Origin of the sequence: Acinetobacter sp. 40AMC3-4, assembly GCF_049898185.1 — a bacterium.
Lineage (GTDB): Bacteria > Pseudomonadota > Gammaproteobacteria > Pseudomonadales > Moraxellaceae > Acinetobacter.
In genome coordinates this window covers 113,230-126,042 of record NZ_JAFCXG010000007.1, presented here as the reverse complement: position 1 = coordinate 126,042, position 12,813 = coordinate 113,230, and the positions used below count along the sequence as shown (strand labels likewise).

Annotated in this window: 13 protein-coding genes and 1 pseudogene; 10 read left to right on the top strand and 4 right to left on the bottom strand. The window is 42.4% G+C overall.

The genetic code is table 11. The features are described 5' to 3' along the window. The first annotated feature begins 194 nt into the window (after window positions 1–194). Genes ACP7BU_RS10260 through ACP7BU_RS10250 form a run of 3 tightly spaced genes read left to right on the top strand, consistent with a single transcriptional unit; the run spans window position 195 to window position 2,758 of the window. On the top strand, window positions 195–1,640 hold the full coding sequence (locus ACP7BU_RS10260; RefSeq protein WP_004280451.1) for a cytochrome ubiquinol oxidase subunit I: 1,446 nt from the start codon (window positions 195–197) through the stop codon (window positions 1,638–1,640). Further along, complete coding sequence (gene cydB, locus ACP7BU_RS10255; RefSeq protein ID WP_425878546.1) at window positions 1,637–2,641, top strand: cytochrome d ubiquinol oxidase subunit II; 1,005 nt, start codon at window positions 1,637–1,639, stop codon at window positions 2,639–2,641. Before ACP7BU_RS10260 ends, cydB begins: the two co-directional genes overlap by 4 nt. 9 nt (window positions 2,642–2,650) lie before the next feature. Continuing rightward, window positions 2,651–2,758: a hypothetical protein gene (locus ACP7BU_RS10250; RefSeq protein WP_004647088.1), complete on the top strand. Its 108-nt coding sequence runs from the start codon at window positions 2,651–2,653 to the stop codon at window positions 2,756–2,758. Between the two features lie 90 nt (window positions 2,759–2,848). On the opposite strand, the gene ACP7BU_RS10245 is transcribed toward ACP7BU_RS10250, so the two are convergent. Both ACP7BU_RS10245 and ACP7BU_RS10240 read right to left on the bottom strand, forming a co-directional pair. Next, the gene (locus ACP7BU_RS10245; RefSeq protein ID WP_005246145.1) at window positions 2,849–3,460 is read right to left on the bottom strand and encodes a thermonuclease family protein; all 612 of its coding nucleotides are present in this window, start codon (window positions 3,458–3,460) and stop codon (window positions 2,849–2,851) included. A gap of 168 nt (window positions 3,461–3,628) precedes the next feature. Further along, window positions 3,629–4,546 carry a LysR family transcriptional regulator gene (locus ACP7BU_RS10240; RefSeq protein ID WP_325755955.1) on the bottom strand — a complete coding sequence of 306 codons (918 nt, stop codon included), beginning with the start codon at window positions 4,544–4,546 and terminating at the stop codon, window positions 3,629–3,631. 94 nt (window positions 4,547–4,640) lie between these two features. Here ACP7BU_RS10240 and ACP7BU_RS10235 point away from each other — a divergent pair, with 94 nt between their 5' ends. From ACP7BU_RS10235 to ACP7BU_RS10205, 7 genes and pseudogenes are all read left to right on the top strand, one after another. After that, on the top strand, window positions 4,641–5,882 hold the full coding sequence (locus tag ACP7BU_RS10235) for an acyl-CoA dehydrogenase family protein (RefSeq protein ID WP_425878543.1): 1,242 nt from the start codon (window positions 4,641–4,643) through the stop codon (window positions 5,880–5,882). Between the two features lie 51 nt (window positions 5,883–5,933). After that, window positions 5,934–7,055 carry a phosphotransferase family protein gene (locus ACP7BU_RS10230; RefSeq protein WP_005251968.1) on the top strand — a complete coding sequence of 374 codons (1,122 nt, stop codon included), beginning with the start codon at window positions 5,934–5,936 and terminating at the stop codon, window positions 7,053–7,055. Beyond that, complete coding sequence (locus tag ACP7BU_RS10225; protein ID WP_071850090.1) at window positions 7,052–7,750, top strand: histidine phosphatase family protein; 699 nt, start codon at window positions 7,052–7,054, stop codon at window positions 7,748–7,750. The genes ACP7BU_RS10230 and ACP7BU_RS10225 overlap by 4 nt, the downstream gene beginning before the upstream one ends. Window positions 7,751–7,790: 40 nt before the next feature. Beyond that, window positions 7,791–8,534 (top strand): SDR family oxidoreductase, encoded by a 744-nt coding sequence (locus ACP7BU_RS10220; protein ID WP_425878540.1) that lies wholly within the window; start codon window positions 7,791–7,793, stop codon window positions 8,532–8,534. 409 nt (window positions 8,535–8,943) lie between these two features. Next, window positions 8,944–10,003 (top strand): annotated as a pseudogene (locus ACP7BU_RS10215) (fatty acid desaturase). Window positions 10,004–10,218: 215 nt separating this feature from the next. Continuing rightward, complete coding sequence (locus ACP7BU_RS10210; RefSeq protein WP_004280437.1) at window positions 10,219–10,929, top strand: SGNH/GDSL hydrolase family protein; 711 nt, start codon at window positions 10,219–10,221, stop codon at window positions 10,927–10,929. A gap of 32 nt (window positions 10,930–10,961) precedes the next feature. Next, entirely contained in the window at window positions 10,962–11,546 is a 585-nt protein-coding gene (locus ACP7BU_RS10205) for a uracil-DNA glycosylase family protein (protein WP_425878538.1), read from the top strand. A gap of 98 nt (window positions 11,547–11,644) precedes the next feature. Here ACP7BU_RS10205 and ACP7BU_RS10200 read toward each other — a convergent pair whose 3' ends face one another. Together ACP7BU_RS10200 and ACP7BU_RS10195 are read right to left on the bottom strand one after the other, a co-directional pair. Continuing rightward, window positions 11,645–12,121: a pyridoxamine 5'-phosphate oxidase family protein gene (locus tag ACP7BU_RS10200; protein ID WP_071850087.1), complete on the bottom strand. Its 477-nt coding sequence runs from the start codon at window positions 12,119–12,121 to the stop codon at window positions 11,645–11,647. Between the two features lie 159 nt (window positions 12,122–12,280). Beyond that, window positions 12,281–12,718, bottom strand: coding sequence for a hypothetical protein (locus ACP7BU_RS10195; protein WP_425878536.1), 438 nt, complete (start codon window positions 12,716–12,718; stop codon window positions 12,281–12,283). Window positions 12,719–12,813: the final 95 nt, after the last annotated feature.

Below are 12,813 nucleotides of genomic sequence, written 5' to 3'. Positions count from 1 at the left end.
GTTTTAAAAATTATTCAGAGTAATATTTTCTTTATCAGCAATAGTTACATAGTTTAACCTGATTAAAAAATAATCAACAAAAGACTACATACTTTTTATAACAGCCACGCCTAAGCTAGCCATGTCACTAGAAAAATTCATGACTTAAAAATTGAAGGGCAAAGATGCCAAATAACAATGCATAGGTGAAGCTTATGACTCTGGGTTTAACTGCATTAGAGTTAGCACGAATACAGTTCGCCTTTACTGTATCTTTTCATATCATTTTTCCGGCAATTTCTATTGGCTTGGCCAGCTTTCTGGCCATTCTGGAATGGCGCTGGCTCAAAACCCAAAATCCGATTTTTCAGGATCTATTCAAATTCTGGGTGAAAATTTTCGCTGTGGCATTCGGGATGGGTGTCGTCTCTGGTGTGGTCATGAGCTACCAGTTTGGAACCAACTGGAGTGAGTTTTCCCGGGTGGCAGGCAGCGTGACTGGACCTTTATTGGCCTATGAAGTACTCACCGCTTTCTTTCTGGAAGCGGGCTTTCTGGGCATCATGTTATTTGGCTGGGGGCGAGTGGGACCAAAGGCGCACTTTTTCTCGACCTTGATGGTTGCGATAGGCACCTGTATTTCCATGTTCTGGATTCTATCGTCCAATAGCTGGATGCAGACCCCACAAGGCTTTGCGATTGAAAATGGCCTGATTGTTCCGCAAGACTGGCTTGCTATCGTGTTTAACCCATCTTTCCCTTATCGTCTGGCCCATATGGCTATGGCTGCCTTTCTGGTTTCCGCCTTACTGGTCGCTGCTACAGCCGCATGGCATCTAATCAAAGGCCGTCGTGATGCACTGGTCAAGACTTCATTTTCCATGGCGATGTGGCTGCTTCTGGTACTCGCGCCCTTACAGGTCATCGTCGGTGATATGCACGGTATTAATACCCTTGAACATCAGCCAGCCAAACTTGCAGCCATGGAAGGGCACTGGGAAACCAATCATGACGAAGGCATGCCCTTATATCTCTTTGGTATTCCAGATATGGAGGCCGAAGAAACCAAATATGCAGTCGCAATTCCCAACTTGGGTAGCCTGATTCTAACCCACTCGATGGATGGAAAGGTTACAGGACTTAAAGACTTTGCGCCTGAAGACCGGCCGAATTCGCTGGTGGTGTTCTGGAGCTTCCGGATTATGGTCGGACTCGGCGTATTGATGCTGTTACTGGCGTTATGGGGAGCGTGGGCACGTACCCGTGGTCGCTTTTATGAGTCCCGTGCATTGCACCGATTTGCCCTGATTATGGGACCTTCCGGATTTATTGCCATGCTTGCGGGATGGTTTACCACAGAAGTCGGCCGTCAGCCTTGGGTAGTCTACGGCATCATGCGAACCAAGGATGCATTGTCTCCGGTTTCCGCTGAACAGGTGGGGCTGACCCTGATTATTTTTGTAGTTGTCTACTGTGTGGTATTTGGTATCGGGATTTACTACATGTTGCGCCTGATGCACAAAGGCCCGGATTTTATTCATACCCGACCAGATCATGAATCAGATAGCGATGTAGTTCAGGCTTCACGCCGACCATTAAGTAGTATTCGCGAACGTATCGAAGAAGTTCCTGAACAACCGGATCAGGAGGACAAAAAATGATTGATTTATCATTAATCTGGATTGTGATTATTGGTTTGGGTGTATTGATTTATACCATTCTCGATGGTTTCGATCTGGGCATCGGCATCTTGTTTCCTTTCTTTCCGCATCAGGATGAACGTGATGTCATGATGAATACTGTGGCTCCGGTCTGGGATGGCAATGAAACCTGGATGGTACTGGGTGGTGCAGGGTTATTTGCAGCTTTCCCACTTGCTTACTCGACCGTACTCTCGGCGCTGTATATGCCAATTATTCTGATGGTGATTGCCTTGATTTTCCGCGGCGTGGCTTTTGAGTTCCGCTTCAAGGCAAACCGCAGTAAGCATTGGTGGGATAAAGCCTTTATCGGTGGTTCTGCGATCACCAGTTTCCTGCAAGGCATGATTTTAGGCGCTTATATTCAGGGCATTGAAACTCGAAATGGTGTCTATGTTGGTGGTGGTCTGGACTGGCTCACTCCATTTAGTATTTTCACCGGAATCAGTGTGGTGGTGCTCTATGCGGCATTAGGCTGTGGCTGGCTGATCTATAAAACCGGAGATGACTTACAGGATCGAATGTTTAAACTGATGCCTAAGCTGATTATTGCCTTGCTGATCATATTGGGTGCTGTCAGTATTTATACGCCGTTGACTCATCCACAGATTGCCGAACGCTGGTTTAGTCAGCCACAATTTACCTATTTTATGCCAGTTCCAGTTCTGGTTCTGCTGTTTACCTGGCTGGCCTTACGTGCCTGTAAAAGACGTAGTGAATTAGGCCCATTTACCTATATGCTGGTTCTGGTTTTCCTCGCTTATACTGGATTCTTGATCAGTCTATGGCCATATATTATCCCGCCGAGCGTGACTATCTGGGAGGCAGCAGCGCATGAAAATAGCCAGCTATTTGCCTTGATTGGCGCCTTGATCCTGATTCCAATTATTGTGATTTATACCGGTATGTCCTATTGGGTATTCCGGCATAAGGTCAGGGTCGGCGATGATGGCTATCATTAAGGAGTGGTCATGAAAGGCAAACAGGCATTATGGTTTGTAGGGTTGTGGCTGGCAGGATTTTTAACGCTGGCCCTGATTGCTGGCGCATTCCGCTTTCTGGTGCATTTGGCTTATTAAATTAGTAAAACTAAAATGAGTGAAAAAAAAGTGATCAGAATGTCCTGATCACTTTTTATCATTTGCAATTCATCTTTGACAAAATCAAATTTACGATTTTACCTGCTTACGATAAACACTTGGACGTACAGGGCGACTGCCTTTCCAAAGGCCTTTTTTCTGTTTCTTAGCTTTATTTTGCAGCTCCATCATATAGCGTAAATGGTTTTTATCTTTGATATATTCTTCATAGACCCACGCTGCACCACGTTTGACAATCTCTTCATTGATATTTTTGCGATAGCGGTAGACCACACCGACACAGCGGCCATAACGGTCAATATCGGTAATCTTGACCCGAACCATTTTATTATTCACCATGCTTTTGACCAGACGCTGCGATTCCTTGCCATAGGCTTGTGATGATTCAGGGGCATCGACAAAAGCAAAGCGCAATTTGGTCTCAGAGCGACGAATATTAAAACGGTAGCAGGTGAGGGTATCACCATCACTTACGGCTTTTACACGGCACCAGTATTTTTTGCCTTTCTTAAAGGGGCGGAAAACATCTTTTAAATAAACTGTAATTTTATGCAGCAGATAATAAGAAAAACACAGCAGTACGAGGCCCAGCACAATTTGCCAGGTGATGGAGAGATTTAACAAAGGCAAGATCCAAATCAGCAAAACCAGCTGTAAAATCACAGCTAAAAGTCGAGCCATTTTAGAGCAAAGCCAGTAGATCTACGGCTTAAAAGCTAATCACTCAGTGTTTAGTTTTGTACCAGCTAAAATAGCCTAAGTATATTTTTCTACTGAAAAGATGAAGATGCAACCATCTAAACTTATATAAAAATAGCCTAAGTAAACTTGCATTCCTTTATAAATAGCCTAAGCAAAAATTTTATAAATTTCACTTCTCAAAAATTGATGTCTTTTATTCTCTTGCAAATCCTTATGCCAATACATCCCCATATTAATTTTCGGCAGTTCCACAGGGACTTCAAAAATATTTAGACTGGTAGCCAATTGTAAATGCGTCAATACATTTTTAGGAATAGTCAGCATGGCTGTCTTTTGCTGCTCCAGAATTTGCAGAGCAGTTGAGTAATGCTGACAGCGTAAAAAAATCTGTCGTGAATATTGTTTCCGACTTAAATAAATATCTTCAACTAAAACACCAGTACGGCGTGATGACACGCCAATATGAGGCGAGGCAAGATAAATCTGCTCATTCATTTCTGTTAATTGTGTACACACTACAAATTCATCTTGCACCAGGCGTTCAAACTGGATTTTTTCAGCAATGTTTTGTTCCAGATCTATGACAAAATCAATCTGTTGAGAGGCGAGGTCTGCTGCTATATTTTTACGGTCCAGTTTCATGCTGCTAAGCTGAATTTCTAGATTGAGTTGCTGAAAGTGCTGAACGAGTCTGGGAAAGATCATTGGTTCAATTTCATCATGAACGGCAATTTTCAAACTCTGAATCATTTCTGGTCTGAACTGCTGATGTTGTATTGAAATATTTTGAATTGCAAAAAGTGCATTCTTCAGCTCAGGATAGATCTGTTCCGCAAACGGCGTAGGTTGCATTTTGCTACCAGTACGTACAAATAAATCATCCTGTAAATGCTGCCTTAAACGTTGTAAAGCATGACTAGCAGCAGACTGGCTGATTGATAAAATTTGTGCAGCTTTAGAAATACTGTTCTGCTCATAAATTGCCATAAAAAGCGGATAAAGGTTAATGTCGATACGATGAAAATTTCGCAGGTCCATGACTGTTTTAGAATGAATACTATGCATAATAATGTATGGGATAAAATCATTTTATTCATAATAGGTTTTGGGTTAAGGTGTTGTAAAGTGTATGAATTAGAATATTTAGAGGGATAAAGAGATGTTTGAGCTTTCAGCACGTGCACAAGATTATTTAAATAGAACCAAAAAATTTATTGCTGATGAAATTGAACCAGTTGAAGCTGATTTCTGGCAGCAGATTCACGAGTTGAATCAAGGCAGTGACTGGACCAAATGGCAATGGCCAGCAGAACTGGAAAGCTTAAAAGCCAAAGCCAAGGCAGTTGGCCTTTGGAATATGTTTCTCCCTTGTCCTGAGCTTGGCCAGGGTTTATCAGTTCAGGAATATGCGCATATTGCCGAACTTTCCGGTCGTAGCCTGATTGCACCAGTGGTATTTAACTGTAATGCGCCAGATAGCGGCAATATGGAAGTATTGTGGCGTTATGGTTCTGAAGAACAGAAACAGCAATGGCTGATACCACTTTTAGAAGGAAAAATCCGTTCGGTCTTTTGTATGACTGAACCTGCAGTCGCATCCAGTGATGCGACCAATATGCAGGCAACGGCGATGGTGGAAGGTGATGAGATTGTTCTCAATGGCCGTAAATGGTGGTCATCAGGTCTAGGCGATCCAAATGCCAAAATCATTATTTTTATGGCGCATACTCCAGATGAAACAAAAGACCGTCATCATCAGCATTCGATGGTTTTAGTTCCTGTGGATACTGCCGGCGTTAAAATCGAACGCATGCTACCTGTATTTGGTGACTACGATGCACCACATGGCCATGGTGAAGTCAGCTTTGAAAATGTCCGCGTTCCGGTAGCGAATTTTATTGGTGGCGCCGGTCAGGGCTTTGAAATTGCCCAAGGTCGTTTAGGACCAGGCCGTATTCATCATTGCATGCGCTGTATCGGGGCTGCGGAAAAATCCTTAGAGTTGATGATTGACCGAGGCATGAGCCGGACAGCATTTGGCAAAGAGATTTTAAAACTCGGTGGCAATCTGGAACGTGTCGCGGAAGCCCGGGTTGCAATTGATCAGGCACGCCTTTTGACCTTGTATGCCGCCTATAAAATGGATACTTTAGGGAATATGGCGGCACTGACTGAAATTTCTGCAATTAAAGTCGTTGCGCCAAGTGTGCTGGAAAAAGTTGTCGATATGGCAATCCAGATCCACGGCGGTGCCGGTGTCTCTCGTGATACGCCACTGACCGGATTCTTTGCCCAGGCACGTGCCTTACGTTTGGCTGATGGCCCGGATGAAGTGCATAAGGGCATGATTGCCAAACTGGAACTGGCAAAACGTGGCTACAGTACACGCCACAAAAAATAAACTGGCTTAAATAGAAGATTGCAACGTATTAAAAAATTTTAAGGAAAAATTATGGCGGTTATTGATGTAGGTGGAGCAGTTCGTGCAGGTGAAGAACTGGATGTACAAGCCATCACCAATTGGCTAATTCAGCAAAATGTGAATGTTGAAGGCCCTGTGCAAGTGACCCAATATTCAGGCGGAGCTTCAAACTGGACCTACCGTTTACAGTATACCAATGCCGATCTAATTTTACGTCGTCCGCCGCAAGGTACCAAAGCCAAATCAGCCCATGATATGGCACGTGAATATCATGTACAAAAAGCCTTGTCTGAACATTATCCGGTGGTGCCTGAAATGGTGGCGCTTTGTCAGGATGAATCAGTGATTGGTTGTGATTTCTATGTGATGAAACGGCTTGAAGGAATTATTCCTCGCGCCAAAATGCCAGCTGAGCTGCAGCTTACTGAATCCGATATCCGGACTTTATGTATCAATGTGATTGATAAACTGATCGAATTGCATCAGGTGCCTTATCAAGGAACTGAACTTGAAAATCTCGGTAAGGGTGAAGGCTATTGTCGCCGTCAGGTCGAAGGCTGGGATGTACGTTATGAAAAGGCTAAAACTTTAAATGTTCCATCGTTTAAATATGTGCGCAACTGGCTTAAAGATAATATTCCTTCAGATTCTAAAACCTGTGTGATTCATAATGACTGGCGTTTTGATAATGTCATCTTAAATCCGGAAAATCCGACTGAAGTGATTGGCGTACTGGACTGGGAAATGGCGACACTCGGCGATCCGCTCATGGACCTAGGTTCTGCTTTAGCCTATTGGGTGGAAGATACTGACAATGCCATCTTTAAGGCAACACGCCGCCAGCCGACCAATCTAAAAGGTATGTTTACCCGTAAAGAAGTGGTGGATTACTACTTGGGAAAAACCGGCCTGCAACCGGAAAACTGGGCGTTTTATGAGGTGTTCGGAATTTTCCGTCTCGCGGTGATTGCCCAGCAGATCTATTATCGTTATTACCATAAACAGACTAATAATCCAGCGTTCAAGGATTTTTGGGTGGTGATTCATGCCTTGCATATTCGTGCCTTAAAACTGATTGGCAAGCAAAAACTGGAAGCCAATGAGATTGCACAAAAGTATGTGCTTAAATTTAAAGAGATAATGCCAAAATGACAACCATTTACTTGATCCGGCATGGCCAGGCCTCTTTTGGCGCAGAAAGTTACGATCAACTTTCGCCCAACGGCGAGTTACAGGCAAAGCTTTTGGGTCGCTATTTTGACGAAATCCTGAAAGAAGCGCCTTATGTGGTGGCTGGTTCCATGCAACGCCATCAACAGACAGCGCAATTATCACTGGACAAATGTTTTCCGGAAAGTGAGATTCTGACCGATAGTGCCTGGAATGAATTTAATCATCAGCAGGTATTCGCCCGTTATGAGCCGCGCTTTAATCAGCCTGAATTGCTGAAACAGGATGTATCAGAACATGAAAATCCACGGGATTATCTGAGCAAGATTTTTAGCGGTGCAATTGCACGCTGGACTGGCGATGATTATCACCATGAATATGATGAATCTTGGCCAAGTTTCAAAGCACGCGTGGAAAGCGGCTTAGAAAATCTGTGTGACCAGTTGTCCAAAAGCCGACCACGCTATGCAGTAGTTTATACCTCAGGTGGGGTGATTTCTGTGGCAGTGGGTAAAATTCTAGGGCTGAGCCCGGAGAAAACCTTTGCCCTAAACTGGGCGATTACAAATACCAGTATCACGACACTGCGTCTGGTGGGTAATGAACCGCAACTACTCAGTTTAAATGAACATCATTTTATCAAGGCACAGCGTCCAGACTTATTGACCTGGATTTAAAACCTAATACGCTAGAAAAATAAAGGAATAGGGTAAATACATGGCTAAAACAATTTTAATTACCGGTGCAAGTTCAGGGATCGGCGCCGGTATGGCACGTGAATTTGCGAAAAAAGGCTATAACCTGGCGATTTGTGCACGTCGTTTGGAGCGTCTGGAAATCTTAAAGCAGGAACTGGAAAGCCAATATGGCATCAAAGTCATTGCCAAAACACTAGATGTCACCGATTACGATCAAGTGTTTGAAGTGTTTCGTGCTTTTAAAGAAGACTTTGGCACCATTGACCGAGTTATTGTGAATGCTGGTGTCGGTGAGGGCCGCCGGATTGGTAAAGGTAATTTTGCTATCAATAAAGCCACGGTTGAAACCAACTTTATTTCGGCATTAGCACAATGTGAAGCTGCAGTTGAAATCTTCCGTGCACAAAACTCTGGCCATCTGGTGATGATTTCATCTATGAGTGCAATGCGCGGTATGCCAAAACATTTAACGGCTTATGGTGCAAGTAAGGCCGGCGTGGCTCATTTAGCGGAAGGCATTCGAGCTGAATTGATCGGTACGCCAATAAAAGTGACCACCATTTTCCCAGGATATATTCGTACTGAAATTAATGAAGGGGCAAAAAAGCTACCTTTTGAAGTAGATGAAAAAACTGGTTCGCGTTTATTGGCAGCAGAAATTGAAAAAGCACCAGTTAAGGCTTATGTGCCGAAATGGCCTTGGTTGCCACTCGGTCTAGCCATGAAAGTATTACCACTTAAACTGGTGAACAAGTTAGGTTAAAAGCGCTCTTAGATCTATAAAAAGAGAAGCTAGAGCGCTTCTCTTTTTATTTTTTATGACAAACTGAGAAAAATTTCTGAATCAGTATTTTTTTCTAAAAAATGTATAGCTTGAATTTACAAAAAAGCGAAATTTTATAAATCCTAATATATTGATTATTAAAATAAAGTTTTAAATTATCAAAAATTATATTTTTATTTTATTGATGAATTTGCAATTAAATCAATTACTTTTAAATTTTCGTTTCATGAGAAAGACCATCTTTTACTTTTCCTAATTTTCGCCAATTTTAAGAACTTTTCCAAACTGTCCAAAACTTAGACATACTCACTCTAAAAGTGGAAAGATAACTTCTCTTTTTTAGAATTTCCTTTAATGTACAACCGTTCAGAAATTAAAGGTTGTCCATATGTCTACATCTGCGGATATGACTGACCAGCAGCGAATCTCCAAGGTCAGAAGTATCGTTACCCAGGCCGGGGAAGAGGTGCGTGCTCGTTATCCCATACTCAAACATCAGAACTTTATAGGTGCGAGTATTTTAGGCTTTGCCTGGGCAGGCATGATTGCATGCGCGGTAGCATATGGAACAGGTTATCTCTCAGCATGGTTTACCATTCCCTTGATTGCGATTTTTGCATCATTGACCCATGAATTGGAACATGACCTGATTCATTATATGTATTTCAAAAAAACACCTTGGGCACATCATCTGATGCTGGCACTGGTCTGGTTGGCACGTCCAAACACCATCAGTCCGTGGGCACGTCGTCGTTTACATTTGCATCATCATAAATATTCAGGCACTGAACATGACCTGGAAGAACGTGGCATCAGTAATGGTATGCCTTGGGGGCATTCGCCGAATTCTGGTGATTAGTGACCAGTTGATGTCAGTGTATCTGCGTCCATTTCAGATGATTAAAATGATTCATCTTTTCCTGGAAAAACAGCCTGAAAAAGAACGTAAAATTGCCATGATTTCTCAGCTATTTGGCTTTTTACCTCTCAGCATTATTTACTATGGATTGTGCTACCTGTTTGTGGTCTTTCATGGTTTAAATGCAGTTTCACCGCTATTCGGTTATGAGATGCTCTGGTCGCAAGGCATTGTCGACGCGATGCCGATTGTAAATCTGCTGGCAGTCATCTGGGTGATTCCGAACTTTATCCGTTCTTTTAGCTTGCAGTTTGTCAGCTCAAATATGCATTACTATGGCGATATTGATCCACGTGATGTGATCAAACAAACCCAAGTGCTCAATCCATGGTGGATGGTTCCGTTCCAGTTATTCTGCTGTAATTTCGGTTCGACCCATGCGATTCATCATTTTGTGGTCAAAGAGCCATTTTATATCCGTCAACTGACGTCCAAAACGGCGCATAAAGTAATGAAAGAAGTGGGCGTGCGTTTTAATGATGTGGGAACTTTTAAGCGTATGAATCGCTGGAATGACTATAAAATCTAAGCTTTGATTGTCATAAAAATCCCGTTTTTAAGCGGGATTTTTTATATTTATCCTTGATGTTTTACCCAATGGCAAGATGTATAAGCCTGTATTTTGCAAGAATCCTATCTTAGTTAAATTTAGGTGAACATTCATTTAAAATGACTGTTGAGGAAATAGTTCAAAAGAATAAACTCAGGTAAAATTAAGTATATCCCTATATAAATTAGCCCGCTATGTTGCTGAAAGCCGCCACCATTGCCTTGATTCCTGCACTTGTCATTCAGGGTAATCGTGTCAAGAAAAATACCCTAAGACTGCCGGAACCTGAAGGTGCACGTGAAGGTCAAACCGGAACCGGCAACAAACTGTCTCTGCTCATTTTAGGGGATTCGGCAGCAGCAGGTGTAGGAGTAGAACATCAGGATGACGCATTACTGGGTGCAATTCTGCATGAACTGAAAGATGACTTTGAAATTGACTGGAAATTACAGGCCAAAACAGGCGATACCAGCTCAAAAGTAATTCATGCTTTGGACCAAATAGAAGTCCAGCACTATGATGTAATCGTCACGTCGGTTGGCGTCAATGATGTGACCAAACTGATACCTGTCGAGGTTTGGATTCAGAAGCAGGAACAGCTTTATAGTAAAATTCAGCAAAAATTTAGTCCGAAACTGATCATTGCTGCCGGTGTGCCGCCAATGAATATGTTTCCGGCGCTACCGAATCCTTTAGCCTGGCTATTTGGCCAGTATGCTAAACAGATGAACCAGCAACTAGAAAATTTTGTGAATCAGCAAGTGAATATGCAATGGATTGAATACGATATTGAGAAGTATCGTGCCATGAATTTACAAATGGCTGCAGATGGTTTTCATCCGAGTAAGGAAGTTTATACACTTTGGGGACAAGAAGTAGCTGGCAAGATTCGGAAGACCTTCTAAAATAGTTGAAATCTCTCAATTTAGTTAATTCTATGTCTGATATTGAAACGCATCCGCTACCGCCATTTTTACCGCCCAATGCCAAATTACTGATGTTGGGTAGTTTTCCGCCACCTGCCACACGCTGGAAAATGAACTTTTATTATCCAAACTATCAAAATGATATGTGGCGGATTTTTGGACTGATTTTCTTTGAAAATAAAGATTACTTTTTAGATCTACCCAATAAAAAATTTCAGGAACAATTGATCCGGGAGTTTTTAACAGAAACGGGGATTGCGATTTTTGATAGTGGCTATCAGATCCGGCGTTTAAAGGGCAATGCTTCAGACAAATTTTTGGAAATTGTAGTACCTACCAATATTGAGCAACTACTCAGCCAAATGCCGCAGTGCAATCATATTATGACCACAGGCGACAAGGCCACAGACACCATGATGCTGTCCATGCCTGAAGGGACTTTAAAGCCGAGTATTGGTCAACCTAGCCAGGCCCATTTTGTCGGACGTGATCTGTATTTATATCGCATGCCTTCATCTTCTCGAGCCTATCCGATTTCTCTGGAGAAAAAAGCCGAAAGTTACCGGACGATGTTTGAACATGTGGGTCTGGTTTAATATTTAATCCAATAATCAGATGAAAAAATAGTTAAAGAAGTTTCTGGGCTGCAGATAAGAAATGAACTTACTATTTGTAAGTTTTTGGTTGTATTTATTCACATATTTGGATATTCGACCCAGCGATAGCTATTGATCTTAATCTCCCGGACATGATGAAAGCTGGACCAGATTAACTGGCTACCTTTGGTCCATTTTAAAGCTCGAATACGCGAATCCACCTGCTGTATTTCCTCAGGTGAGGCCGGACGTAAAGGCTCAATTTCTGCATATAAGCGTACTCCTGGATAACGCTTAAATTTACCTTTAAGCAACGCATGAAACCAAAACATTTTGCTACTGTTCACAGCCTGTATGCAGGCCATCGGCTGATGCTGTAAATTTTCAGAAAAAGTAGTGGAATAAGTATCAAAAAAGAAACCCGTACTGGTCTTTTTGTTGAGGAATACGGTTCCGATCGGAGTAATACTAGGAAAGCCTTTGGAGTTGACTGTTGCAATAGAGCAATGCATGGCGGCCCGTTGTGCATCAGCGACCACCTGGCGAATCTGTTGCCATTCATTATCAGAAATCATGCCTTGATTCTCTTATTATTTTTATAAATTTTATAACAAGTTACCCAGCTCGGCATTGCCTGAAAAAACTGAAGCTACGGCAGTTTGATCAATCTAAATCGTTATTCAGATTATAAAAAAGAGCCCCATAGGCTCTTTAAAAAATGCAAAACTCGGCGATTAGCCATCGTATTCGACATAATCCCATAAGTTTAAACGTGCTTTAATTTCCTGACGGATCTCGGGCAAGATCGGCAAAAGAGTGCCATCAATCCATAAGCTCAATGCTTGGGCAGAGAGTACTTGCTGCAGTTCATCGACCAGTTGTGCACCTTTCAACATAATACCGGTCTCATCAGTGGCTTCGGTTTCTACACCTTTAAATAAAACCTGTAATTCATAACCGCTATCCTGAATCAGCCATTCCAGTTCAAGTTGAATATTTTCACTGGATTTCAAAACTACCTGTCCCTCGACCGTATCGGAGTCGGACAGACAGTCATGTTCCACCCGAATTTTGGCCAAATACCATTCTTGCTGGGATAAATCATGGAGAGTTTTTACAGGCGTCAGAATATCACTGAACTTAAACTGACGGCTTAAATCAAAAAATTGCATGGGAGTGGAGGGCGAACAATCGCAAAATACGAGAAAAGTGTAATTCTAAAGTAAGCGCAATCGACTGTAAAACCTTTTAAAAGATGATCGGACTA